Origin of the sequence: Pseudoalteromonas sp. TAE56 (assembly GCF_000497955.1) — a bacterium.
Taxonomy (GTDB): Bacteria; Pseudomonadota; Gammaproteobacteria; order Enterobacterales; family Alteromonadaceae; genus Pseudoalteromonas.
Genome location: NZ_AUTN01000157.1, coordinates 43,146 through 68,627 on the forward strand (window position 1 = coordinate 43,146; position 25,482 = coordinate 68,627).

The window sequence follows — 25,482 nt, forward strand, 5'->3', positions numbered from 1 at the left end:
TAGTATGTAGTACTAAACATACAAAATATTCGTTAAATTAATTTACATTAATCCTTCGTGTTTCAGCAACCATAGTTTTCTATCAAGCCCACCTGCATAACCCGTTAACTTTGCATTTGCGCCAATAATTCGGTGACAAGGCACTATAATACTAATCGGGTTTTTACCATTAGCAGCACCTACCGCCCTCACTGCTTTTGGGTTATTGAGTTGGCTTGCAATATAACCGTATGTTTGCGACTGCCCAAAAGGTACCGTTAATAATGCTTGCCATACACTGTGCTGAAATACCGTACCGCTTGTATCAAGTGGTACATCAAAAGTAGTGCGACTTTTTGCAAAGTACTCATTTAACTGCGCAGCGCAAATAAGCACCGCCTTGTTAGTGACTTGCTCAAATGGCGTATAAGGGTGTTCAACTGGTGGATAAAACCCAACATAACTCACGCCTTTTTCGGTCGCTTGAATAACTATGTCGTCTATTGGGCTCGAAATTGATGTTTGAATTATCATTATAATTGCTGCCAAAGTTGAAACGTTAAGTAAGAGCGAAAAGGAGCGCAATTAGCAGGCTCGAACGGGTTTGCCGCTGCTTGTGCTTTTTTAACACCTAAATCACCATCAAGTAATATATCGGGTTGGCTTTGTCCTCGCAGCTTTGCATAATTTACTGTCCAAGGGCCAATTCCTTTTAAGCTAAGCCATTCATCTAAATCGTCATTTTCAGGATTTAGTGCACAAAAATGGGCTAAATTGTGCAGTGCATTTTTGCGTGCTTGTGGCATTTTAAAAAAAGCAAAATCACTATCAGCAACAATTTTAGCTGTGGGGAAGTAAACAGCATCACCCTCTTTTTCGCCTAATTCATCAACTAACTTTGTTACTAAATTATGCGCCGCAGTAACACTCACTTGTTGTCCAAGTACTGCCCTTATCCCTGCTTCAAAACTTGACCAAATCCCCGGAAGCCTGAGCCCTTCACACACTGTAAATGCATTATTTATATTAGCGCTTAAATGCATTTGAATTAAATTAATATCGGCGTCTAAATCAAGCACACGGCGTATATTATTTATAACAGGTTGTAAGTACAACGTATTATCTATATTGATAGACACACTAAAGTGGTTTTTACTCGCTATAAATTCAGCGGTAAAACTTCCTTTATATTGCTCACTTGCAAAAGTACGTCCGTAGCTCGTTTGCGTTATCCACTCCATTGGCTTTATCAAACGCCTTTGCAAAAAGCCCTGCAAAGCAGGCCAATTATAAGGCGGCCTAAATGGTAACGTTAATGTGAGTGTTGACGTTGGTTTTTTATCGCTACTACGCAGCTTCGAGGGAGCTATATTTAACTGCTGTAAAAATGCATCATTAAAGCGCCTAATGCTTTTAAAGCCTGCGGAAAACGCTATTTCGGTAAGGGGTAAATGTGTTTCTTGAATCAGCTTTTTAGCAAAGTGACATTGGTTAAACAATCGATATTGCGTAATCGACACGCCAAAATACTGCTTAAACAACTGTCTTAAATAACGACTACTTACACCTAAACGAGCTGCTAAATTTTCGCAGTCGTGCTCATCATTTTGATCTATTAACTGTTTTGCTCTAAGTGCAGTCGTTTTTGTACCCTGCCATGCTGCGCTGCCAGGGGCACTATCAGGCCTGCAACGAATGCAGGGTCTAAAACCGTCTTGCGCCGCGTTATGGGCAAACTGATAATAAACAACGTTTTTTTCGTGAGCCGTTGGTGCAGGGCAAATAGGTCTGCAATAAATACCGGTACTTTTTACCGCTACGTAAAAAAGCCCGTCAAAACGAGGATCGCGGCTCTGACGTGCTTTTTGCCAATGTGAAGTGTCCATAAGCGACTCTATAAAATAACCTTATAGAGCCTAGCTTATACAAAAAAACTCACATTACTAGCCATATTCGGCACTCAACCAATAGCCAATAAATAACGCCTTTGTACTTCTTGCCAATTAACTACATTATAAAAAGCGGCAATATAGTCAGGGCGCTTATTTTGATACTTCAAATAATAGGCATGCTCCCATACATCAAGTCCCAAAATAGGTGTATTACCTTGCATTAAAGGGCTATCTTGATTAGCGCTATTTTGTATAATCAGCTTTTTATCTGGCGTGACACATAACCATGCCCAGCCACTACCAAATTGGCTAATTGCCGCGGCTGTAAATTCCTCTTTAAACTTATCAAAACCGCCTAGTTGCTCATTTATAGCCTGACCTACAATACCTTCAGGTTTACCGCCTCCTTGTGGGCTCATTACTTGCCAAAATAAGCTGTGATTAAAATGCCCTCCTACATGCTCTTGTACTGCTTTTTGCAGATTACTAGGCAGGCTGTTTATTCCCTTAAGTAATTTTTCAACATTTACGTTTTCATACTCAGTATCTGCTAAAGCAGCATTGGCTTTATTGATATACGTTTGATGATGCAGTGTGTGGTGAATATGCATCGTTTTACTGTCAATATGAGGTTCTAATGCATCGTATTCATAATCTAGTTTAGGTAAAGTAAACGTCATAAATAGTCCTTTTTAGTGCAATTGTTTGTTTGAAGGTGTGTTTGAGCTTAAACAAAAATTAACTTGCTCAATCAGTTCTGGAAGAGAAGGGTACCGGCGTGCAAATGACACAAGTTCAGAGGAAGTTTTAATGTAATGATGCTTACTCACTTTTTGTATATCGTAATGAGTATGCTTTGTTAAAGAACAAAGCGTTAGGTGTATTTCGCATAGCCATTTACATGCATTTTCTGGCTGCTGCATAGCTATATAGGTATCAGCTAAATTATGCGACGCAACAACAAGTGCGGGTATACAATGCTCAATAGCATGAATGGCATTGTTATTAATCTGAGCATATAAAAACTGCTGAAGGAGATGATCCGCAAGCGTTTTGGCTAATAAGTATTTATCGCGTGCTTCGAGTAAAGCACCTTGCTCAAATGCATAATTACCTTGCATTATGTTCGACTGCCAAGGGCTTAATGCTTGCTCAAGATAGAGTAGATCTGGGTGGGGCTGTTTTTGACCTGAGATCATATAATCATCTGCACATTTAATTATTGAGTGTGTATTTAACTTACACACCCAACAACCCAAATGCAAATGATTTTCATTAACTATTTGGCGAAGTCTAATAATTCCTGCCCTGTTAAGCGATATATAATCCATTCGTTTTGAGGCTTTGCGCCAATACTGTTGTAAAAATCGATAGCGGGTTTATTCCAATCAAGCACCACCCATTCAAAACGACCACAGTTATTACTAATCGCCTTATTAGCTAAGTGCTTCATAATGGCTTTGCCTGCACCATTGCCACGACTATCTGGGCTTACATATAAATCCTCAAGGTATAGGCCATTTTTACCTAACCAAGTAGAGTAATTATAAAAATATACTGCAAAACCAATTGGCTCATCGCCCTCTAAACAAATTATGCTTTGCGCGGTTGCCCCTTCGCTAAACAAAGTATCTAAAATTGCTTGTTCATCGGTTTTTACCGCATCCGGTTCTTTTTCGTATATGGCAAGTTCGGTAATAAAGTGCAAAATTGTTTTTGCGTCACTTGGTTTTGCATCACGTATTATAACGGGTTGGCTCATCGTATTTTTACCTTAAATATACTGCTCTAATTTATCTTTTAAAATATCTAATTGAATAGGTTTACTCAAATAATCATCCATTCCAGCTGTAATACAACGCTCTTTATCGGAGTCCATTGCATTAGCGGTGATAGCAATAATTCTAATATTTTTGTGCTGTTCACCCGCTAATCCTTTGCGAATAGCCGCGGTTGAAGCAAAACCATCCATAACAGGCATTTGGCAATCCATAAGTACTAACTTAAAGAACCCTGAATCGTGAGCTTTTAATATATCAATTGCCAGTTGACCATTCCCGGCAATCGTAACATCACAATTAAGCTTTTTGAGCATTAATTTAGCCACCTGTTGGTTAATGGGATTATCTTCTACCAATAATATTTGGGAAGACTCCTGTACCTTTTCTTTTTTGAGTGACGAAATATAACCTGACGTAACGAGTGGAAGCGCTTCTCCTGCTCCATTACTCGTAATAACGGACAATGCAGAAATTAAATCGGCGGTGGTTACTGGTTTAGGGAAATATGCCTGAAAACCAGCATCCGAATAGCGCTGAGCGCCTTCCATACCAGCAATACTAGTCATCATTACAAGTGGCATTGATTTATAATGTTCATGTGCTTTTAATGCTTTACAAAGCTCTATGCCATCCATTCCTGGCATTTGCATATCAAGCACTGCAATATCATACATGCAATTTTCGCTTTTATATTGCTGCGCACACATATCAAGTGCTTGGTGTGCGTCACATGCCAGAACAACTTTCGCGCCCCAGTGTTCAAGCTGCTGTAAAATTACTATTCTATTAGTTTCGTTATCATCAACAACTAAAACAGTTAATTCTTCCATATTAATATTAGGAATATAACGTTCTTTTTGATCTCCCGGTGTTAGCATTATAGAGGCAGTAAAGGTGCTTCCTTTACCTGCTTCGCTAGTGACAGAAATAGCTCCTCCCATTAACTCGCAAAGTTGTTTACAGATGGCAAGCCCTAAGCCACTGCCCCCGTACTCACGCGTTGTTGATGCATCTACTTGAGAAAACGGAGTAAATAATTGCTGTTGTTTGTCTTCACTTATTCCTATGCCTGAATCTTTTACACTTACAACAAATTCTAAACCTTGAACCACTTTATTAATTTTCGCACTTACCACAACCTCGCCTTTAGCCGTAAACTTAACGGCGTTACTCAGTAAATTAGTAAGCACTTGGCGAATTCGCCCGGGGTCACCACATAATTGCGAAGGCTCCAAGGCTAACAAATCTAAAATTATTTCAATGCCTTTGTCTTGAGCAGTAAATGCTTGCGCGGCAGCAACTTCGCCAATTAAATCTCGTCCATTAAAGTTAATCTCTTCAAGTTCGATTTTACCAGCCTCGGCTTTAGAAAAATCTAAAATATCGTTAATCACGGCTAATAAAGAATGTGCGCTTGTTTTGGCAATGTCTACTTTTGTCTCTATTGGCTTAGGTAATGATTCTAATTGAACAAGCTCTAGCATACCGAGCACACCATTCATTGGCGTTCTTATTTCGTGGCTCATAGTTGCTAAGAATTGACTCTTAGCAAGCGCTGCATCTTCAGCCTTAACAAGCGCTACTTTTAACTCCTCACTGATTACTTTACGCTGCTGAGAAACTAAAGAGCTTCCCACTAAAGTAGCTAATGATCGAAGATACGTTTCTTCGCTTTGCGTCCAATTGTGGTGCTCGTCTACCGTTTCAGCACACAAAATACCTAAATTACCATCGCCAGTTGCTATCACTGCATCAAGCATCGATTTAATATTTAGTGGTTTTGCATACGCTTCTATAAAATCAGCAGTTGCTGGGTGCGTATAAACATCATCAATAGCTACTAAGTTTTGCTTATAAATGGCGTTGTAATATGCAGGGTAGTCTTTAGCAGTTAAAACAGCATTTGTATCTACAAAACCTTGCCCTTTAATGTATAAACTATGACATGTCATCACATCCCGTTTATCGTTAAAAATCCATACCGAAGCGCGAGCAATATCTAGCACTTCACACATAGATTTAACTGCTAACTTTTTAACTTGCTCTACATTACTGTTTTGTACTTCAGGGGCAACAGTAAGTGCAGCTAAATTTTTGTTATACCTGTTTGTTTTTTCGCTTTCGAGTTCAAGTCGCTTATGCGCATCAATACTTTGAAACGAGCCAAAAACACGTACGCATTTTCCATCTCTAAGCTCTGCTTGGCCCATTGATTTAACCCAACGCTCCTGCCCCGAATAAGTTAAAATAATAAGCTCAACACTCCAACTTTCACCTAAAGTCACAGCGCATTCAAACAAGGTACTTATAGTGTCTCGGTGTATTCCTGGTTTATAAAAATCAATTGCGGTATCTATGCTAGGCTCATAACCCTCTGGTACCTCATGAATAACTTTAACTTCATCAGACCAATAAAGCGTATGCGCCTCTAAGTCAATTTCCCATGCGCCAATCTGACCTTGCTTACTCATTGATTCGAGTAAATTTTGCTGACGATTTATTTCTAATTGAGTGTTATAACGATCCGTAATATCTAAAATAAACCCATCTAAATACAATATGTTGCCATCATCTGCGTAAATCGCTTGGCCTTTTTCGTTTACCCAATGCAAGGAACCATCGCGGGCTGTAATTCTATACTCAACAGACCATGGTTGCTTGGCGCCGACACAGCTTAATATTTCAGCTTTTATTTTTGTAGAATCGTCTTTGCATATTAAATCAAAAAAGTTAATGGCTTCGCTATGTATCAACTCATCAGGCGAATAGCCTGTTATTTCACTCGCTTGGTCGCTCATATAAAGCATGCTTAATTTGTCATCAAATTTACATCGATAAATAATGCCCGGTATATTTGATACTAAAGATGCAAACCTATCTCGACTTCCTTGCAATTCATGCTGTGTAGATTTTTGATCAGATATGTCTAAATGCGTACCTATCATACGTTTTGGAGAGCCATCGGTATTCCACTCAACTATTTTTGCAGTATCGAGAACCCAAATCCAATCTCCATTTTTATGCTTCATGCGGGCTTCGCTAACATAATAGTCAATCTCGCCGGCAAAATACGCTTTAAGTTTTCTCTCCGATATAGCTAAATCATCAGGGTGAGCAAATGTATACCAAGTATCTATAGTGCATGGTTCAAGCTCGCTGAGTTTGTAACCTATAATCTCGGCCCAGCGATTATTAAATGTCACTTTTTTAGAATCGATATACCAATCCCAAATACCCACGGCTGTTGAGTCAATCACTAGTTGTAACTGTGTTTTGTGCTGTTCAAGCTCCAACTCTTGTAATTTAAGTGCTGAAATGTCAGTACGAATAGCGATATAGTTTTGTGGTTTACCGTTTTCATCTAAAAATGGCACGATGGTCGTATCTACCCAATAAAAATCACCATTTTTAGCTTTGTTACATATTTGCCCGTTCCATATGTCGCCATGTTTAAGGGTTTTATACATATTTTTAAAAAATTCTTTTTCGTGTTTTCCCGAATTTAAAAGGCGATGGTTTTCGCCTATTAATTCATGCTCATCAAAACCACTAATCTCACAAAATTTCTTATTTACAAAAGTGATAGTGCCATGCAAATCGGTTACAGCAACAATTGCATGTTCATCTAATGCGCTTTTTTGTTCAGCTAATTGTTTTAATGCAATTTGAAGTGCCGAACGTTGTTTTTGTAATATACTTTGTTGCTCTGCTTTTACGTCCACTAACTTACGAAGACCTAATGAAAGCTGATTAAACTCTATACTGTCGTTTATTATTGGAACTTTAACCAAATCGCCTTTTGTAATATTTTCAACAATTTTAGCTAAGTTAATTAAAGGCTGAGAAAGCCGGCGACCAAACCACCAAGACAGCGTTAATATAAGCAATAACGCCCCCGTATTAGTCAATACAGCAAGCTGCTTATAGTAATTGGCGCCTTGTAGTGCGACTTCTTTTGGTTTTGATACGAGTAGCTGCCAGCCAGATTCATTTAAAAACTCTAATGAATTAATATACCCATATAAAGTGACTTCATTCTTATCACTATAAGTAAAAACACGTTGTGTTGGTGATCCGTTTTGAGAGAAAAATAGTGGTTGGGTATCGTCTGAATTATTACTTTTTTGAATTTTATTTTTGTACATAACATAAAATGTTATGTCTTTATTAGCAGCGTGTATTTTACTTAAATTATTTAATAAGCCGTTTAAATTTATATCTGCGATCAATATTGTTTGTAACTTATTTTCATCATTTAATACTGGCAAGCCAATAATATGATAGTCGCGCCCTGAGGCAGTCATTGACCGAAACTGAATTTTGCCTGTATTTTTAATACCTGTGCGTATGTCGTCAAAGCGCTGCTCTTTAATAACATCAAAAAAAGGTGATAAAGGTCGTGAGTTAACAAGGTTTATATCTATAAGCTCTACATGATTAACGAAGTCATACTGCTCAACAAATTGATTTATTAATTTTTGTTTTTTAGCAGAGCTAATATCAAGTTGTGACCTAAGCAAATATAAATCTTTAACATGGTCTGCAAACCAAATATCAGCAAATTGCTTGCCTATATTATTAAGCTCGTTAAGTTCGGTGTCTGCATTTTGTTTAAGGGTGCGATTTACGTGTTCAAGACTAAACCATGTAAGTATACAAAGTGGCACTAAAGCTATAATTATAAAGGTTATAATTAACTTACTTCGAACAGATTGTCCTTTACCTGTTAATTCACCAAAGTTTAAACCTTTGTCCATGCTTAATACCCAGCACCTTTTAATCATTTAATATTACTTACATTAATGCACTAAATATATAAAGACGCAAGTTTTGAGCCGTAAACTCCTTAAAAACTCGACATTTAGCGCGACAAACTTAAATTCACGCATTTAATAAAATACGCCTTTATCATTAACTTAAAATTACGTTCATGTACGCGACAACTTCTGTAGCTGTTTTAAACCACCCATGATATAAGCAATATTCAGTCAATGTATTTGAAGGGATTATGGCAATGGCGCACGATCATTCACATAGTCATGTAGACGAAAACCAAAGTAATAAGCAGCTCACCGTTGCAGTTTTTATTAATGTATTACTAACCATAGCCCAAGTTATTGGTGGGTTATTTTCGGGCAGTTTGTCACTTATAGCAGATGCACTTCATAACTTAAGTGATGCCGCCGCTATCTTTATAGCCTTGATTGCACGAAAAATCGGCAATAAACCAGCTGATGACACTCATCACTTTGGCTATAAACGCGCTGAAATACTCGCCACTCTTTTTAATAGCAGCACACTAATAATAATTGGTGTGTATTTAATTTTTGAATCAATTTCGAGTTATTTAAACCCTCAACCAATTAATGGCTGGATAGTTGTGTGGGTGGCCGCAATAGCGTTAGTGATTGATTTAGCAACAGCGTATTTAACCTATCGAGCTGGTGCAAATCACAGTATAAATATAAAAGCAGCCTTCATTCATAACGTATCAGATGCAATGGCATCTATTGTGGTAATCATTGCTGGCACCTTAATTATTTTATATCAATGGTATATTGTTGATTTAATCGCCACTGTACTTATTTCTATGTATGTAATTTATCATGGCATTTTACTTTTAAAACAAAGCTGCAAAGTTTTAATGCAAGCAGCGCCTGACAACATCGACACACACGCAATATCGGATGCTATTAGTAGTAAATTTAATATCGAATCGGTAACCAGTATTAAGCTTTGGCAATTAGACGATAAAGAAAGCTACTGCGAGCTTATTATTAGCACTCAGCAAGCAATTAATTTGCAAGCCATAAAAATATTTTTACACGATAATTATAATATCGAAAATTGCATAATAGAAATCCAACCAAATACACAACTATTTAATTGAAAACAGCTCGTATTATCATTTACAATATTACTATTAACTCATAATGAGATACCGTTTTTGAAAATTTGGTTACGTAGAATTCATTTAGGCCTTGCCCTTATTAGCGGACTATTTTTATTAATAGTGAGCTTAACCGGTGCTGTTATGATTTATGCAAAAGACATTCAGCACTTAATAGAACCCGCAAAATGGCAAGTAACACCACAAGCTACTTTTATGCATTACGATGAGCTTATACAAAATGTACAAACTCAAACTAAGCAAAAAATCACTTTTTTTATGCCAGAGCAAGCACCAAACGCCGCATGGCAGTTTAGGTTAGCTGATAAACACTACGCTAGTGTTAATCCCTATTCAGGGAGTGTACTAAACGTCTATGAATCAACCGATACTATTTATGGGTTTGCCCAAGGCTTACATCGCTGGCTGTTGTTTGAAAATAGTAAGGGTGAAAAAACCTTTCGAAATTGGATGTCGGTATGTGCATTGCTACTTTTAATAAATGTATTACTGGGCTTTTATTTATGGGTAAAACCAAAAAATAGAGTTAAACGTTTAGCTATAAAACCAAAAGCCAAATTTAGAGTGCTCATGTATCAATTACATACAGTGCTTGGTGTTTACTTTTTTATACCCCTTATGCTTATTGCCTTTACTGGCATGGCATTTAACTGGAAAACACAAACTCAATCTGTATTAGAATTTGTAACGTTTAACAAAGTAGAGCAAAGACCTAAAGCGCCAAAAATAATCCCCCTTTCTCAAGCTGTTTTAAATTATAACGAAGCAATAAAAAATGCCGAGAGCGTATTCCCTGATGGCAAAACATATAGAATTTACTTGCCTAAAAAAGATGATGAAGCAATTGCACTGAGAATGCAAAACCCTGGCGAAAGCCATGCTTACAGCTGGGTTTGGACTAACCCATTTACTGGTAAAGTATTAAACTCATTTGACGCCAGTAAAACCAACTTCACAACACAAGCATGGAACTTTAAGTATAAATTTCACATTGGTGATTTTGCAGGTCCTATAGTGCAGTTTTTATGGTTATTAATAGCCCTTTCACTCGCATTTTTTATTGTAAGCGGTGTGTATTTTTGGTTAAAACGCCAAAAATGGAAATAAATCTCATTAACACTTGCGTCATTAGTTGATAATAATTACCATTACGCAACTTATTATCAACTAAGACCCTCCCATGTTAAAAACTTCGCTTTGCCTTATTGCTGTTGCAATAAGTGCTAACACGTTAGCAAATGAAAATAATAAAAATGAATACACTTCTGATCAGTTAGAGCATGTGATTGTATCTGGCAGCCGAATATCAGAAAGCATTGACGAAGTACCAGCCTCAATTACCGTTATTAATCAGCAACAAATACAGCAGCATTTAAAAGTAAGCTCAGAGCTGGGGAGTTTACTCGCGCAAATGGTTCCAGGCCTTGCACCTAACACTGGCAGCTCAAGTAATTCAGGACAAACACTGCGTGGTCGCGCGCCATTAATAATGATTGATGGCGTACCGCAATCAACCCCTCTTCGTAATGGTTCATTAGGTGTAAAAACGTTAGACGCAAGCGCAATAGCGCGCATTGAAGTCATAAAAGGAGCAACCTCTATTTATGGTAATGGTGCCTCAGGTGGCATTATTAACTACATAACAAAACAAGCGCGTAGTGATGGTAAACCGGAAGGCGAAATAAGTATTTCAAGTCGCTTTAGCGCTGTTAAGTTAGCAGAAAGTGGCGGCGGTAGAATATCAGCAGCAGTGAACGGTAAACTTGATAAACTAAGCTATCTACTAACAGCAAGCTATGAAGAAAACGGCGTACAACGCGATGCACAGGGCGATATTTTAGGCTTGCAATATGGTTTATCTGATTCTGAAACTCAAAACTACTTTACAAAGTTAAGTTACGATTTTGACGACGAAAAACAACTTCAGTTTAGCTACAACTTTTACAGCTCACAACAAAAAACAGACTTAGGCGATGTGACTGGCGATGGCAATATAGGGGAAAAAACATACGCTATACACGTCCCTTTAGAGCTTCAAAAACAAGGTAAACCGCAAGGCCCTGAAGGCAACGAGAATATAACCCTAAAATATGTTGATTACGCGCTGTTTGAAAACACACAAATGACCCTCGATCTATATAAACAAAATATAGAAAACGTGTTCTTTTTCTCAACCGCTTTAGCCAATCTTGATGAAGGTTACAGCGGTGGTCAATCGGTTATTAAGTCAGATAAACAAGGTGCACGAGCCACGTTTAATAGCCAGTTTGATTTTGAAAATGTAACAGCCACCCTAATCTACGGCATTGATGCCTTAAACGATAAAACATCGCAACCTTTAGTAGATGGCCGAGTGTGGGTGCCAGAAATGGACATGGAAAGTATTGCCGGCTTTTTACAAACAAAATGGGTAATAAACGATGATATTATCCTAAAAGCAGGCGTAAGAAACGAAAGCATCGATTTGAGCGTAAGTGATTATCAAACATTAAAACTGTGCAGAACCGAATCACAATGCTCAGTGCCATTGAGTGTGCGTGGCGACAGTATTAATTACGACGCGACAACCTATAACGCTGGTATAAAATACAATTTAACAGAGGCGTTTAGTCCATTTTTTAGTTACTCACAGGGCTCTGACATTTCTGATATTGGTCGCCTACTTCGCTCTGCGACCGTTGAAGATATTGCGCTTATTCAAACCCAAGCTTCAATAATCGATAATTACGAAGTTGGTTTTACCTCACAGTTTGAAAACGTGCGTTTTGAATTTGCACTTTACAGAAGTACCTCAGAGCTTGGTACAAGTAGTGAATATAATGAAGTAACGGGTGTTTACGAACCCGTGCGTGCACCACAAGAAATATGGGGTTACGAAGGACTAGTTAACTACACTATTACCCAAGACCTTAAATTAAGTGCTACTTACAGCTATGTTGAAGGTAAAAACACCGAGACAGATGACTATTTAGGCGCAAGCCAAATTAGCCCACCTAAAGCAACAGCTAATGTAACATGGCAAACAAATGACGAACTATCACTTGCAATGAGCTTTTTATACGTAGGCGACAGAAAGCGCTTTGATAAAAACGCACAAGGGCAATACTCCGGCGATCAGGGCCCTGTTAGTAGCTACAACACATTTAACTTAAGTGGCCAATACAATGTTAACGCCAAGTGGAGTGGCTATTTGGGAATAGAAAACCTTTTCAATAGTGATTACTACCCAGCCCGCGCACAAGCATATACTTACGGTGGGTACAACATTAAAGGATTAGGCACAACTGCAACATTGGGTGCTACATACCAATTTTAACAAATAAACACACACTATAGGCATGCCCTGCATGCCTATATGCTTAACCTGAGCTCTGGTTAAGAGATTTACTGACGTATAGAATCATGGAGATATTTAAATTGATTTTCTCTAGCCAGAGATTCTCAGTGAAAACAAGGCGACTTTACGCGTCAATAGCTAGCCTATTGCAAGTAAATTCAACGCAGTTAGCGCTGAAAATAGCTGCTCGAGATAGATTTATTATCCAGAGTTCAGGTTAATTAACAAATCCCACATAAATAGACGTCTCACTTTTTTATTTAAGGCGTCTATTAGATGCTAATGCAAATAAAAAACTGTCCATAAACCAAGCAGTAACGCAAACTTAAATAAGAATCAAAACCAATAGTAACGCAATGATTTTTATAGAGAAAACTTGCAATATAGGCTATTTGTACTACACTGCATACAATTGAAATAGTTAAGGCGATTTATCATGAAAGGTAATCAAAAAGTAATCGATGCGTTTAATACATTGTTAGCTAACGAATTAGCAGCAATCGACCAGTATTTTATACACTCGCGCATGTATGACGACTGGGGTTTAAACAAACTATACGAGCGCCTTAACCACGAAATGGAAGAAGAAAAAGATCACGCAGACTGGCTTATTAAGCGCATCTTGTTTTTAGAAGGTGTACCAAATATGACTAAGCGCCGTGATTTACTTATCGGTAACGACGTAAAAAGCATGATGCAAAACGATTTAACACTAGAACTTGAAGTAGTTGCGTGTGTTAAAGACGTTATCGCAATATGTGAAGAACAACAAGATTATCAATCTCGTAGCATTTTAGAAAAACTGTTATTTGATACCGAAGAAGATCATGTTTACTGGTTAGAGCAACAACTTGGCTTAATTGATAAGATTGGTTCTGAAAATTATCATCAAGCACAAATGGCTTAGTAGGAGCATATTATGAAAGGCGATAAAGACGTTATTGCAGCGCTTAATAAAGTACTCGCTAATGAGCTTGTTGGTATTAACCAATACTTTCTACATGCACGCATGTTTAAAGATTTTGGCTTCACTCAACTAGACAAAGCAGATTACAAAGTATCTATTCAAAAAATGAAAAACGCCGATCGTTTAATCGAACGTATTTTGTTTTTAGAAGGTTTACCAAATCTTCAAGACCTAGGCCGACTGCGTATTGGTGAAAACAGCGAAGAAATGATTGCAGCTAACATGAGTTTTGAACTTGATACTATTGGTGAGTTACAAAGCGCAGTTAAACTGGCTGAAAGCAAAAAAGATTATATTACCCGTGAAGCCCTTGACCACATTTTAAATGAGCAAGAAGAGCAAATTGATTGGTTAGAAACCCAACAATTACTTATTAAAAATACGGGCATTAAAAACTACTTGCAGTCTCAACTGTAAATAGTAACAAGCATAAAAAAAGCAGCTAAAAAGCTGCTTTTTTTATATCTAAATTTTATATGTAATTAAGCAACTTGATCCGTCACATCCGCAATCTGAATAAGTCTGCGATTAAGGATCTTTTTAGTACAACCACAACACTTACCGCATTGGCTGCCTACTTTAAGCTCTTTAGTTAATTCACGCATGGTTGTTGCACCATCGTCAATTGTTTGCTCAATTTTTTTATCAGTCACACCGTGACATAGACAAATATACATGAATACAAACCACTCTCAATTTCATTTAGTATGTGCATACTAATCTAAACGAAAATGGTTATCAATTGTTATTTGAAAAAATGTGTATTATTTGAATTTTTTTTGGCCCGCGCCACTTAAGTCGAAATTTTTCAACCGCTGAAAAAGCCTAAATTGAAATAAAGTATAGTACATAAATCGAGCTTTGTTAATTAAAGCCCACTTTAAATGTAAGTAAAATTCGGTTTAGCTAAATATTTGAATGGTTGCAAATTAATTACATTAAGGCTTTAAAAACCTTAATGTATAAATACGGAATTTATGGAGGGGTGATTTCCGGTTTGTGCCAATTGCGGACGGTGGCTTCATAGTCACTTATGTGGACTCCCATTTTTCAACAACTATTTTAACTAAATAAATTCGCTTTCTTATGTACGAGTTCTAAATGAGGCGCTACCTCGACTCCAAGATAATTTCGCGTGTTAGAGCACTCTTCTTGTTAACGAGCTTTTCGCTCTTGTGGCTATACTGTGTCGTCTAACATGTTGTTAATTTAGCTAAAGCTGATGTTTGATTTTTTTATAATAAAACAGCTTTATATTCTGTTTTATTATTGATTAAAGAAAAAGCGGTTCTAACCGTTTTATTGGCTAATGCGACTGCTGCACACTTTTTTCCTCGTCGTTCTATTAACGCTTTAAGCCAGCGCTCTTTACTTGTTTTTGGCTCTCGCTTAACAACTTGTTGGATGACAGCCATTGCACCTGTAATCAGTAAACTACGTAATGTTGTATTTCGACGCCGACTTATTCTACCTAAACTTACTTTACCACCAGAGCTGTGCTGAGTCGTTGTCAAACCTATACAAGCAGCGGCATCTTTGCCCGCTTTAAACCTGGCTAATTCACCCGACGACAAATTAATAAAAAAATGAATGGCATTTAAAATCCCAACCCCTTCTAGGCGCATTAGTTTTTTACAGCTTGGTGTTTCATCAACCCATTCAGCCAATGCTAAATCATAGGTCGCGATTGCTTCAATTAACGTTAAATATAAATCCAATGATACTTTAAGCATTTTTCTAAATGCATCACAAAAACCATTCTCGGCATCTTCCAATGTATCTTGGATTGTACCTACAAACTAACTTATTGAGCGACCACTGCTTATATTAAATTCACGCAGTAAACCTGTGAGTTGATTTTTAAGCGCTACTTTTTGTTTAACACTGTGCTCTCTCAATTTGAACATTGATTGCGCTTGCTGTTCATTAATTGATTTTGCAGTAATAAAGTGAACATCTGGTAACAGCGATGCTTGTAAAACAGCCAAAGCATCGTTTTTATCTGTTTTTTGACTTTGACGAACAGACATAACTAATCGCGCAGATATTAGTAAGGAATTATGACCAAGTGAAGTTGCAAATTGATGCCAATAATTAGCACTCGCACAGGCCTCAAAAATAATCGTTGAAGGGCTAAGCGATACCAAGTAATCACTAAATTGTTGCAGTGTCATCTCATTATTTGAGTGCACTTTATTATTTGTAGAACTACAAACTTGTATTAATTTATGAGCTAAATCGACACCAAGTCTTAACTTATTCATAATTGAACTCCGAAAAAAAATTTCTACCTAAGTGTAGAAGTTGGGAGTCCAATTATCTTGTTATGTAACGCCCTATTTCATTCACTTTTAGATAATACAGCTTTAATTTGATTGCTAATATTTTGTGCGTTTTGGCAAGCAGGATCTTGAATTCCATTTTGACAACCAACCTCAAGCACTTTTAAAGCTTTATCAAAATCTCGTTCAACGCCTTTACCTTGAGCCAAATAAGCCCCATACATTGTACAGCCCCACGCATCATTTTTAGAACAAGAAAGTTCAAAAGTCTTAACTGCACAGATTAAAGATGAATCACCATTATATTTAATTAAGCCTGAAGCTCTATTTGTACATGCGCTAACTTGGCCTAATTTACAAGATTTTGAAAATAAAGCTTCAGAATAATATTCACCTTCGGTTTTGCCCTGAGTGTAATTTGCTAACGATAAACAATAATTAGCGTCACCGTCATTACATAGTTTTAAGCATGAATTAAGATTAGTTGAGCAGTAATCTATATGGTTTTTATAAAGTACACCCGATTCAGGAAAGAATTCAGTGGGACATTGAGTACTTAAAATTGTATAGCTTTTATCAGATTTAATTTTATTTACAACATCATTCAAATTCGATTTTTCTGCGTGCGCATTAATAGAAAGAAAGATTAATAAGAATACAAATTTCATAGTTTACTCATAGTTACATAACGCCCGCATAAATTGCGGAACATGTTGGACGTATTTTTGCACCGTTTATTTTTCGCAAAAAATCGGACAGTTTGTGAAGTCGAATTTCATGCGCTTGTGAGGTACTTATTCTACAGGCTCATTCTCATTCTCAGTCTTGATTTCTATAAAGTCATTTATTACATCGTCGCCAATTGAAAAGTTTATATTCAATGTAATGTCTTGGTTTAGTCTAGGTGTTTCAAATACTGAAAATTCACCTGATATTTTATTTAGGTGAACACTACCAAGATTAAAATCATTTACACTACAACTCAGCACTCTTGATAGATTAATATCCATAAATTCAGTTGAAGTGTTTTTTATTAAGTAATTGCAGAACTCCTTACCTTCCTCTGTCTCATTATGTTCACAGCTCTTTGAGAAGTTAGCCAAATCATTAATCAATTTTACCTTTAAAGGTTTGCCGACTTTTGATTTGCTAGCAAAGGAAATTAAGTGTTCGCACAATTTATCATCTTGCGCTGATGCAATGAATGGCATTCCAATAATTGATATCAATAAAACTTGAAAATTACACCTAAACACTATGAAGTACCTAACGCCTACTAAGCGGCGCGAAATTGTTGGCTAAAATTGCGAGGAACGAAGCTAGCCAACTGTTTAGCGTCCGTTTGAGTAACTTATAGTTACTCCGTTCCATTAATTAATGTATTTACCTATCTCATTAATACATGGAATATGCTTCTGTTGATTACCAATATTTGAGCGGAAACAATTAATGTTTGTAACAAGACTTTGGATCAACAGGAGTAATTTGTTTCAATACGCATACTCAGGGGTTGTCGTAAAGTCGACTATCTATAAGACCTGCGAGAAACACTATTAATCACTATCTATTCTTTCACTTTACCCCTAGGAGGCCCAAAATGGAAGCCTTTAACGTCTTGTTATGTGTTTATACCACTTTGTTTTTATTAGAAAAGCTACTTAACAAATAAACTATACCATACCAAGAAATACAACCAACAATATATACAACTATTTCGCGAAAACTGTAATAAGGTATAGCTCCGCTCCTTAAATCATCTATTGAGCCAATAAATAAACCAACTGAAATTAATGAACCTATGGCTAAACTTATGGAAGTATTGAGGAGCTTAGAAGATAAAAATGTGAAGCATGCTGAAAAGAAACCTAAATAAATGATTATATGAAGCTCAATATAGTAAATGAGTTCAAGTTCATGCTTTTCACCTGCAAAGGGATAAAGTGGTTGTGGCGGTGCTAGAAAATAACCTAATAGCGCTCCTAGTAAAGTAGCTACTGGAATTAACAAAACTTTAAATTTACTCATAGTTTGAAAAAAACATAGACATAATGACTCCCACACGGTGTTAGCCTCCGCTTTTCGTGGGTTAGCTTAATTCAAAGCCAGAGCCATAATTAGTTTGTCAATTAACTAAACAGCAGAGGCTAACATGAATAAACATAGCATACTTTTTATCGGTCTTGATACACATAAAGAATTCAATGAAGTCGCCTATATTGAAGAACATAGAGGTGCGCAACCTGTTCATCTTGGCCGAGTTTCGTCTTCCAAAGTGGCCGTTCAAAAGCTTGTTCGTCAGTTCGAACCGAAATACCCTGGCGCAACACTTCATTTTGTTTATGAAGCAGGCCCATGTGGTTATTGGATTTACAGGTTAATTACCAGCCTCGGCCATTGCTGTTACGTGGTGGCGCCCTCTCTTATTCCTAAAAAACCTGGTGAGAAGATTAAAACCGATAAACGTGATGCTCTTAAGCTTGCTAAATTACTTAAGTCTGAAGATTTAACACCTATCTATGTTCCCGAGCCTGAAGATGAAGCTGTACGCGATTTATCTCGTGCACGCGAAGTGGCAATGAAGGACTTAAAAGATGCTAAATATTAATTAAAGGCGCTGTTGCTTCGCAATAATATCAATTACAAAGGCACTGCGAATTGGTCACAAAAACATTTACGTTGGCTTACTGAGCTTGTGCTGCCCCCCCGCTCAGCACATCGTCTTACAAGAGTTTTTACACACAATTACCGAACGAATAAGCCGACTTGAACGGCTAGACAATGAACTAACACACCACGTTCACCAGTGGCGTTATTATCCTGTTGTCAAAGCAATACAAGCTATGCGTGGTGTCCGTTTGTTGGTCGCCACCGGCGTTGTTGCTGAGCTTGGCGATTTATCGCGTTTCGACCATCCCCGTAAATTAATGAGTTATCTCGGTCTTGTACCCAGTGAACACTCGAGTGGTGGCAAACGCCATATTGGCGCCATCACAAAATGCGGAAATGGCCGAGCAAGACGCCTTCTTGTGGAAGGTGCACACACTTATAGGTATGCGGCAAATATATCGACCGATATGCAAAAACGACAAGAAGGCTTACCAAAGGACATTATTGATATTGCGTGGAAAGCACAGATTAGGCTCTGCAAACGCTATAACAAAATGATAGCCAAAGGGAAACACTACAATCTGGTTGTTACCGCCATTGCCCGAGAAATGATTGCGTACATATGGGCTATTGCAAAAGAAGTGGTGCTTACGCCAGTGAATACAAAACTTAGATTGGCAAGAGTACCCGCATGATAAACGAATTAGAGTTAATGCATGGGATCAAGCATCGGGTGTGGCACAACCACCGACGGCGTTAGGATGGCAATGTAGCTAACGCTGCATTGAACCACGAACATAGACTGAAGACAGGTGCCATCGGTGACCGCCACAGGACGCAATAAGTAAGGTCTGCTCTGTTACTAGAAATAGTAATAACCAACGAATATCAGCAAGATAACCGACGACATTACTTGCTTCATCCTATGTATTAACTCGCTCTAATTCGAGCTAAAGTAATTATGGCTTAAAAAGTTAGGCAGGGATCAGTGCGTTTAACTTGACAGTGGGAGTCATACCAACGCCTAAATAACAGGCTAAGTAATGGTTGGCTAAAATTGTGTAGCGAAACGTTGCCAACTGTTACGTGTCCTAGTTGATTTGCTTTGTTAGGGCTTTACCAACTCCGCCCATTTATTATTTAAAAAAGCACGAGATTGAATGACCGATAGCATATAAGGCTTAAACTCACCTTTGGGTAACTTGAAGATCGCACTGTAAACAGCAATTTCATTTGCCTCAATACCTTCGGATTTTGCCCAAGCCTGAACATTAGGATCGGGATCTAAGGTTATATCTGCTTTATCTAGTGCTTTAAGGTAAATAAAATACTCATTGTCTGTTTCAATTTTTGTAGTGTCACGTTTAATCGAAAATTCGAGGACATGTAAATCAGGATTTTTATTATAAAGTTGGGACACATTGATTTTAACAACTTTTAAATATTCAGGCTCGGCTGCCCAGAATTCACTAATATCATTTGCAAATGATGAAAACGATAAAAGTGAAATAATAAAAATAATAGATTTGATATGCACCAGTTTCTCCGTAAACCCTAACAGCTTATTGAACACCATTTTGGTGGTTCATAACACACCAAAACGGCGTATATTACATATCCCGATAATTTCACCAATAATTGCCTTTGTAAACAAGTAATTAAAATAGCCAGATATTAAGCATGTTATTTTTCCCCAAAGCGGCGTTTAATAATGTTATCGGACAAAATTAGGCTCCTACTCAAAGAAGTAGTAATAAATTTAACTTTTCAGTGTCCGCTCCTCGCTCTAGGCGGACTTCGCCAAAGTGCCAATTCGGGGCGGTGTTGTTTTTTGATACATAAAATCAAGGGTTGACTCCTTTAGCATACCTACATATCTATTCCTCTGTATCAAACCCCGCAATAAACTCATCGATAGTGGTTTTGAGGTTTTCTTCATGGCTTTTGATTTTCCCAAGAGCCAGCATAGCTTGCTGTTTAGCCTTATCTTGATCCCCTCTCTCTTCGTAGCCTTTGGCCAGATTAAGCAACACCCATGCAGAATCTGAATAAAGCCCTGCGTTATATTGCAACAGCTCCATGCCTTTTTCGGGCGAATCAAGCCCTGTAATATAATATGAAGCAAAATTGATCGCACCTTTTCGAGGTTTGATCTCCTGGAATAAGTCTTGCGACAGCAGCTTAAAATGCTTATCAAAACCTTCAGGTCCCTCTGTAAAAACTCTAAAAGGTACTGACCAGTTGCGATACAATTCATTGGTGGAATTAACCAGACCAGTCATTAGCGTCGCTACGTGGGGCAGCGTTTGCAAATGTTCTATCTTAAATCTGAGGCCGTTGGGTTTGGTTTCTTCTAGAAATGCCTTTAATTCTAAAAATCCCTCACGCATAGCTATTGCCGAATCGTCAATCACCTGAAAGCCTTCATCTCCTAGATTGACATAAAGAAACTGATTCAAATTGTCTTGTGAAGACAGGTACCTTTTCAGTTTAGGCAATGTGACTTTATTGCCCCAGTGGATAGAAGGACTTAATGCTACATGGGCAGTAAACAGCCCCGGTCGGGAGTGCATTGCATGCAAAGAAAAAAGCCCGCCAAGAGAGTGTCCATTTAAGGTTTTAAAATCAGAGGCTTGGTAGTGCTTATCGACAAAGGGAATCAGCTCTCTCTCTATGTAATCCAAAAAGACATCCGCACCACCACCTTGTTTGTATTCGACATGTTCAGTCGGTGTGTAATCCCTAATTCTGCTTTCGTTTTCAATTGCAACCAATATCATGGATGGTGCCAAACCATTCTCGTAATAGGATGACATAACCCCCTGAATCATGTCCTTGTAATATTTGCCATCCAGAAAATAATAAACTGGATATTTATAATCCGGAAAGTCACCATAATTATCTGGCAGATAAACGGTGACGTTTTGCTTTTCTCCCAACGTCTTAGAGTTAATTATGTGTTCTTTAACAATGACAGCATTGGCAGAAAATAGAGGCAAGAGACAAATGATTATGGCGAGGAGCCTTAGCTTTTTTAGGTAGTTCATAAAATTCCCTGTTTACCGTTTTTTCGAGATAAGTTGCCGAATAATAACTTTAATGAAAAGCGATTAAGGGGGCCATATAAAGATAATTTAATTAGGTCATGCAATAAAAGCAATTGCCTTAATGCAATTAAAAATTAAACCAGACAACCACCTTAATTGAACAAACAAAGCTATCCCAGTTAATATGGATGTCATCCTAATTTCTACCGAACTTCGCAAAAGTGCCAACAGCGGACATTAGTTACGCCTTGTTATACGCCGAATGCACCTATCTAAAAGCTTTAATTGCCTCATTAAGCTGCACATCTGTTCCGCTTTCAATATTGTTCACATTAAGAAATACAAATTCATGATCTACAGGCAATCCAATGTTTTCATAATTTTCCCCATGAGAATTGAGATACCTTTCATTTGATAATGTGATCCCCCACCCATTAGGCAAAGCTTTTGTTAACGTATCGCTAAAAGCTCCGTAGCTTCTTTCACCAATAAAAGTAACATTGCCCCTTGCTTGTAAACCCAAAAGAAATACTTCAGCCGCACTAGGTGTTTTTTGACTAATTAGAACAACAATGCTTCCTGTGTAATTATTAATTTTTGATGGAGCGACAACAATTTTTTGAAGTTCACTGTAACCTGTCGATGTTTTAAACTGTTTACCCCCCAAGGCTAATTCTGAATCTATTAAGTAAGATAAAATAGAAAATGCCACTAAGTCACTTCCACCCATACTAAAACGTAAGTCAATAATTAAACCATTGCTTTGTTTGATGATAGGCGTAAATATCTCCATAACCTCTTTTGTTGCTTTTACGTCATTATTTGAGAAATCATCAAAGTTACTTATTTTTAAATAGGCAATATTTTGAGGCGTTTTTGCTAAGGTAAAATTATCGTGATATTGAAGAGTGGAATAGTTTTTATCAATGTAATTCTTAATGTTTCCTTGAGACTTTTCAATTAATGCGGTATGTAATTCCCAGTAAGTTGAGTATTCAGGGTAATTTACTGAGTGCGCTTTTAATTCACCCCAAAATGACCACTTTCTTGGTGAGTAATGTGAAAGCCTATCAAGTTCTTGATTGAGTAATATGGCATGACCGTCGCGTAATTCTTTAAGAAAGTCATCAATGATACTAAATAGCTCATCTTGCGTAGTTTTTGAGGTTATTCTTTTTTGCCAAAGTTTTCTCTGCTCAACCCAATTAATATCTTTATCTTTTGAAAATGCATAGTGCTCTTCAAAATTATTCATTAGAACGTCAAGAACAATACTGGCATTAAATTCGTAGTTTTTGTCTTTAATACTAACAATTTTTTCGGATTGACATTGAGCGGGTAAACTATCTAATTTCGTTAGCTTTAACGGAAACAAACCACCAAAGTTAAGTAAGCGAGTATATTTATTCACTTTTTGTGTTTCTTCAATGAACGAGATTTGTTCAAACTCATCGGTGATAAAGTGGTTTTCCAAACAATGCTTAGTTGTTAAATCAAAGGCTGTTGTTTTATTGTCCACAGTATGAAAAACGTAACCATAACCTTGGGTTTTCCAAGTTGTCTCTGCGGAGTTCGCAGAATTGATGGTACAAAGTACGGTGAGTAAAAATAACAAAATCCCTTTATTCAAAGTTTACTCCTAATAGTGAATCACAACCGAACTAGACTAAGCGCAGAACGCTGTCTTAAGCGGCAAATTGCTGTTGGCTAAAATAAGTAAGGCTCACCATTTTTAAAGTTCGCAATTAATAGCTAAATTTTACTGGTCGTCCACCTCAGGACGTGTTGTTAGGTGCGCATTTCGACACGCCAAGGTGGATTAAGGCGGTTTTCGCCTGCCCAATAAAGTTTAATTTTATTACCAGACGGATCATATAAAACAGCTTCTCGCCACAAATAACTCTGATCCGTTGGCTCTTGATCGAAATTAAGACCTTTAGACTTTAATTGAGCAACCCAACTATCTAACTCTTCGTGTTCGAAATAGATAACAGTACAACTCTTAAAGTCAGAGCTTTCTAAAGATAATGAAAAAGTTGAATTTCCTTCAGGACATTCAAAACGTGCATAATGAGGTGTATCAACTATTTGAGTAAAACCTAGAGCACGATAAAACTCTGTAGCTTTATCCATGTTATTTACAGGTAACGTAACTTGATTTAAATTCACAGGACCTCCTTGTATACCTAGCGTCCTAGCGAGTGAAGCGAGAGCATTGAGTGGTTTTGTTATATTTCATGGTATAAAACTTCCCTGAAGACATCCATACTACACTCACCGAAGCTAGCCACGATAAAGTGACGGCGAATTAAACCAGTATTTATTGTGTACCAGGCTACATTTTTTCCATTTTCTTCGAAAGATTGAAGCTGAGTGAAAAATGTTGGGTCCTCTAGGCTATCAGTAACAAGGAAGACTCCTTGAAATGGGAGTTCACCTATTTGAGAAGGAATTGATATCATCACTGAGTAATCTGAATCTGAAAGTGTTATCTCGATTTCGACTTGATCCTGGTATTTGATGCTATTTTCAGTGCGTTGCTCTTCGGTAATATAGCAGCTAGTGGCAAACACAGCCGAACAGAAGAAATATAGAGCTAAACAATAAATCCGCATGACTCAACTCCTTTTGAGATATAACAACTTTATCAGAGTACACTTCCCATACTTTAGCGCGAAAACATCCTTATTTAATGAACTTATATTAATAGCAAATAGTGTAATCTATTGCCAGCTATAAACATTATGATTGTTGAAGTTTATTTCACTATGTAAAAGGGAAAAGTTTCCTCATAGTATCTATTAGCTAATAATAATTAACCCTGACCGACCGCTTATCGCACTTTCCTGACTATCAACTAATTGCCAAAAGCTAACGTTATTACTCCCGAATAAATTAACTATGCATGATTCTTAATATTTACCGCACAAAATTTTTGTGGAATAATGCACGCCTCTTAGGGGAGTAGCCCGCTCAGTAATGAGTAAACTTATCAACATAATTGCACCTCAAGTGCATGGTAAGTTTGTAATGTTGTAGCAAGCGTTATCGGCGAGACCTAGGTAGACACTATCCTCATGGCGGGNCCCGCCTGTAAGAATCAATAATGGAAGTTTTTTTAACCTCAACCGTCACTGTCACACTTGCCGAAATAGGCGATAAAACCCAGCTTTTATCGCTCCTATTAGCCGCCCGCTTTCGTAATAAAGGCGCGCTTATTCTTGGTATTTTAGCCGCAACCTTACTCAATCATGGTTTATCAGCATGGTTTGGGCTGTGGTTAAGTAATAGTTTTTCTTCTGAATATTTACCTTGGCTTGTAAACATAAGCTTTATTGTAGTTGGACTTTGGTTGCTAGTTCCAGACAAGGACGAAGCTGTAAGTAGTAAATATGATAGCTACGGAGCTTTTTTAGTCGCTTTTGTATTATTTTTTATTGCAGAAATTGGTGATAAAACACAAATAGCGACGGTGTTGCTAGGCGCACAATATCAGTCTGTGTTTTGGGTAACGGTAGGAACCACGTTAGGTATGCTAATTGCTAATGTCCCTGTTATATACGCCGGAAATGCATTACTAAAAAGAATATCTCTAAACACCGTACGTGCTATTGCTGCTTGTGTGTTTGTGTCATTAGGTATTTATGGCTTAGTTACAATTTAATAAATATTAAAGCTC

General features: G+C 37.5%; 21 protein-coding genes, 2 pseudogenes and 1 riboswitch. Of the genes and pseudogenes, 7 read left to right on the forward strand and 16 right to left on the reverse strand.

The features are described from left to right. Positions 1-42: 42 nt before the first annotated feature. The 6 genes from L656_RS0120125 to L656_RS0120150 all read right to left on the reverse strand — a co-directional run bounded on the left by L656_RS0120125 (position 43) and on the right by L656_RS0120150 (position 8,409). Positions 43-513: a methylated-DNA--[protein]-cysteine S-methyltransferase gene (locus L656_RS0120125; RefSeq protein WP_024600547.1), complete on the reverse strand. Its 471-nt coding sequence runs from the start codon at positions 511-513 to the stop codon at positions 43-45. Continuing rightward, positions 513-1,865, reverse strand: coding sequence for a DNA-3-methyladenine glycosylase 2 family protein (locus L656_RS0120130; RefSeq protein WP_024600548.1), 1,353 nt, complete (start codon positions 1,863-1,865; stop codon positions 513-515). The genes L656_RS0120125 and L656_RS0120130 overlap by 1 nt, the downstream gene beginning before the upstream one ends. Positions 1,866-1,939: 74 nt before the next feature. Then, complete coding sequence (locus L656_RS0120135; RefSeq protein WP_024600549.1) at positions 1,940-2,551, reverse strand: superoxide dismutase; 612 nt, start codon at positions 2,549-2,551, stop codon at positions 1,940-1,942. Between the two features lie 12 nt (positions 2,552-2,563). Continuing rightward, the gene (locus tag L656_RS0120140) at positions 2,564-3,070 is read right to left on the reverse strand and encodes a hypothetical protein (RefSeq protein WP_024600550.1); all 507 of its coding nucleotides are present in this window, start codon (positions 3,068-3,070) and stop codon (positions 2,564-2,566) included. 80 nt (positions 3,071-3,150) lie between these two features. Then, entirely contained in the window at positions 3,151-3,633 is a 483-nt protein-coding gene (locus L656_RS0120145; protein WP_024600551.1) for a GNAT family N-acetyltransferase, read from the reverse strand. 12 nt (positions 3,634-3,645) lie between these two features. Then, positions 3,646-8,409, reverse strand: coding sequence for a PAS domain-containing protein (locus tag L656_RS0120150; protein WP_024600552.1), 4,764 nt, complete (start codon positions 8,407-8,409; stop codon positions 3,646-3,648). A 257-nt stretch (positions 8,410-8,666) separates the two neighbouring features. Here L656_RS0120150 and L656_RS0120155 point away from each other — a divergent pair, with 257 nt between their 5' ends. The 5 genes from L656_RS0120155 (at position 8,667) to bfr (L656_RS0120175) (ending at position 14,284) form a co-directional block, all read left to right on the forward strand. Continuing rightward, positions 8,667-9,542 (forward strand): cation diffusion facilitator family transporter, encoded by an 876-nt coding sequence (locus L656_RS0120155; protein ID WP_024600553.1) that lies wholly within the window; start codon positions 8,667-8,669, stop codon positions 9,540-9,542. 57 nt (positions 9,543-9,599) lie between these two features. After that, entirely contained in the window at positions 9,600-10,670 is a 1,071-nt protein-coding gene (locus tag L656_RS0120160; protein WP_024600554.1) for a PepSY-associated TM helix domain-containing protein, read from the forward strand. A 73-nt stretch (positions 10,671-10,743) separates the two neighbouring features. Then, the gene (locus L656_RS0120165) at positions 10,744-12,879 is read left to right on the forward strand and encodes a TonB-dependent receptor (protein WP_024600555.1); all 2,136 of its coding nucleotides are present in this window, start codon (positions 10,744-10,746) and stop codon (positions 12,877-12,879) included. Positions 12,880-13,336: 457 nt separating this feature from the next. Next, positions 13,337-13,807: a bacterioferritin gene (gene bfr / locus L656_RS0120170; protein ID WP_002958985.1), complete on the forward strand. Its 471-nt coding sequence runs from the start codon at positions 13,337-13,339 to the stop codon at positions 13,805-13,807. A gap of 12 nt (positions 13,808-13,819) precedes the next feature. After that, positions 13,820-14,284, forward strand: coding sequence for a bacterioferritin (gene bfr / locus L656_RS0120175; RefSeq protein ID WP_024593101.1), 465 nt, complete (start codon positions 13,820-13,822; stop codon positions 14,282-14,284). Positions 14,285-14,349: 65 nt separating this feature from the next. Here bfr (L656_RS0120175) and L656_RS0120180 read toward each other — a convergent pair whose 3' ends face one another. The 5 genes and pseudogenes from L656_RS0120180 to L656_RS0120200 form a co-directional block, all read right to left on the reverse strand. After that, positions 14,350-14,544, reverse strand: a complete 195-nt coding sequence (locus L656_RS0120180) for a (2Fe-2S)-binding protein (RefSeq protein ID WP_002960627.1) — start codon at positions 14,542-14,544, stop codon at positions 14,350-14,352. Between the two features lie 558 nt (positions 14,545-15,102). Next, a pseudogene (locus tag L656_RS01000000122470) lies at positions 15,103-16,131 on the reverse strand (IS110 family transposase). A 77-nt stretch (positions 16,132-16,208) separates the two neighbouring features. Beyond that, on the reverse strand, positions 16,209-16,817 hold the full coding sequence (locus tag L656_RS0120190) for a tetratricopeptide repeat protein (RefSeq protein ID WP_024600556.1): 609 nt from the start codon (positions 16,815-16,817) through the stop codon (positions 16,209-16,211). A 126-nt stretch (positions 16,818-16,943) separates the two neighbouring features. Continuing rightward, positions 16,944-17,360, reverse strand: coding sequence for a hypothetical protein (locus L656_RS0120195; protein WP_024600557.1), 417 nt, complete (start codon positions 17,358-17,360; stop codon positions 16,944-16,946). Positions 17,361-17,775: 415 nt separating this feature from the next. Beyond that, positions 17,776-18,174, reverse strand: a complete 399-nt coding sequence (locus L656_RS0120200; protein WP_024600558.1) for a hypothetical protein — start codon at positions 18,172-18,174, stop codon at positions 17,776-17,778. A gap of 124 nt (positions 18,175-18,298) precedes the next feature. Here L656_RS0120200 and L656_RS01000000122475 point away from each other — a divergent pair. Further along, positions 18,299-19,451: pseudogene (locus L656_RS01000000122475) on the forward strand (IS110 family transposase). Positions 19,452-19,864: 413 nt separating this feature from the next. Here L656_RS01000000122475 and L656_RS0120210 read toward each other — a convergent pair. The 5 genes from L656_RS0120210 to L656_RS0120230 form a co-directional block, all read right to left on the reverse strand. Next, positions 19,865-20,293, reverse strand: a complete 429-nt coding sequence (locus L656_RS0120210; RefSeq protein ID WP_024600559.1) for a hypothetical protein — start codon at positions 20,291-20,293, stop codon at positions 19,865-19,867. Between the two features lie 340 nt (positions 20,294-20,633). After that, positions 20,634-21,803, reverse strand: coding sequence for an alpha/beta hydrolase (locus L656_RS0120215; protein WP_024600560.1), 1,170 nt, complete (start codon positions 21,801-21,803; stop codon positions 20,634-20,636). A 268-nt stretch (positions 21,804-22,071) separates the two neighbouring features. After that, positions 22,072-23,433, reverse strand: coding sequence for a S41 family peptidase (locus L656_RS0120220; protein WP_024600561.1), 1,362 nt, complete (start codon positions 23,431-23,433; stop codon positions 22,072-22,074). Between the two features lie 158 nt (positions 23,434-23,591). Next, the gene (locus tag L656_RS0120225; protein WP_024600562.1) at positions 23,592-23,972 is read right to left on the reverse strand and encodes a VOC family protein; all 381 of its coding nucleotides are present in this window, start codon (positions 23,970-23,972) and stop codon (positions 23,592-23,594) included. Positions 23,973-24,031: 59 nt separating this feature from the next. Continuing rightward, positions 24,032-24,418 carry a hypothetical protein gene (locus L656_RS0120230; RefSeq protein ID WP_024600563.1) on the reverse strand — a complete coding sequence of 129 codons (387 nt, stop codon included), beginning with the start codon at positions 24,416-24,418 and terminating at the stop codon, positions 24,032-24,034. 332 nt (positions 24,419-24,750) lie between these two features. Continuing rightward, positions 24,751-24,853, forward strand: a riboswitch (yybP-ykoY riboswitch). 56 nt (positions 24,854-24,909) lie between these two features. Here L656_RS0120230 and L656_RS0120235 point away from each other — a divergent pair. Beyond that, positions 24,910-25,467 carry a TMEM165/GDT1 family protein gene (locus L656_RS0120235; RefSeq protein WP_024600564.1) on the forward strand — a complete coding sequence of 186 codons (558 nt, stop codon included), beginning with the start codon at positions 24,910-24,912 and terminating at the stop codon, positions 25,465-25,467. Positions 25,468-25,482: the final 15 nt, after the last annotated feature.

Bases quoted from the DNA above. Each gene is read 5' to 3' on its own strand.
- L656_RS0120125 (WP_024600547.1), bottom strand. From the start codon at position 513: ATGATAATTCAAACATCAATTTCGAGCCCAATAGACGACATAGTTATT.
- L656_RS0120130 (WP_024600548.1), bottom strand. From the start codon at position 1,865: ATGGACACTTCACATTGGCAAAAAGCACGTCAGAGCCGCGATCCTCGT.
- L656_RS0120135 (WP_024600549.1), bottom strand. From the start codon at position 2,551: ATGACGTTTACTTTACCTAAACTAGATTATGAATACGATGCATTAGAA.
- L656_RS0120140 (WP_024600550.1), bottom strand. From the start codon at position 3,070: ATGATCTCAGGTCAAAAACAGCCCCACCCAGATCTACTCTATCTTGAG.
- L656_RS0120145 (WP_024600551.1), bottom strand. From the start codon at position 3,633: ATGAGCCAACCCGTTATAATACGTGATGCAAAACCAAGTGACGCAAAA.
- L656_RS0120150 (WP_024600552.1), bottom strand. From the start codon at position 8,409: ATGGACAAAGGTTTAAACTTTGGTGAATTAACAGGTAAAGGACAATCT.
- L656_RS0120155 (WP_024600553.1), top strand. From the start codon at position 8,667: ATGGCGCACGATCATTCACATAGTCATGTAGACGAAAACCAAAGTAAT.
- L656_RS0120165 (WP_024600555.1), top strand. From the start codon at position 10,744: ATGTTAAAAACTTCGCTTTGCCTTATTGCTGTTGCAATAAGTGCTAAC.
- bfr (WP_002958985.1), top strand. From the start codon at position 13,337: ATGAAAGGTAATCAAAAAGTAATCGATGCGTTTAATACATTGTTAGCT.
- bfr (WP_024593101.1), top strand. From the start codon at position 13,820: ATGAAAGGCGATAAAGACGTTATTGCAGCGCTTAATAAAGTACTCGCT.
- L656_RS0120180 (WP_002960627.1), bottom strand. From the start codon at position 14,544: ATGTATATTTGTCTATGTCACGGTGTGACTGATAAAAAAATTGAGCAA.
- L656_RS0120190 (WP_024600556.1), bottom strand. From the start codon at position 16,817: ATGAAATTTGTATTCTTATTAATCTTTCTTTCTATTAATGCGCACGCA.
- L656_RS0120195 (WP_024600557.1), bottom strand. From the start codon at position 17,360: ATGCCATTCATTGCATCAGCGCAAGATGATAAATTGTGCGAACACTTA.
- L656_RS0120200 (WP_024600558.1), bottom strand. From the start codon at position 18,174: ATGAGTAAATTTAAAGTTTTGTTAATTCCAGTAGCTACTTTACTAGGA.
- L656_RS0120215 (WP_024600560.1), bottom strand. From the start codon at position 21,803: ATGAACTACCTAAAAAAGCTAAGGCTCCTCGCCATAATCATTTGTCTC.
- L656_RS0120230 (WP_024600563.1), bottom strand. From the start codon at position 24,418: ATGCGGATTTATTGTTTAGCTCTATATTTCTTCTGTTCGGCTGTGTTT.
- L656_RS0120235 (WP_024600564.1), top strand. From the start codon at position 24,910: ATGGAAGTTTTTTTAACCTCAACCGTCACTGTCACACTTGCCGAAATA.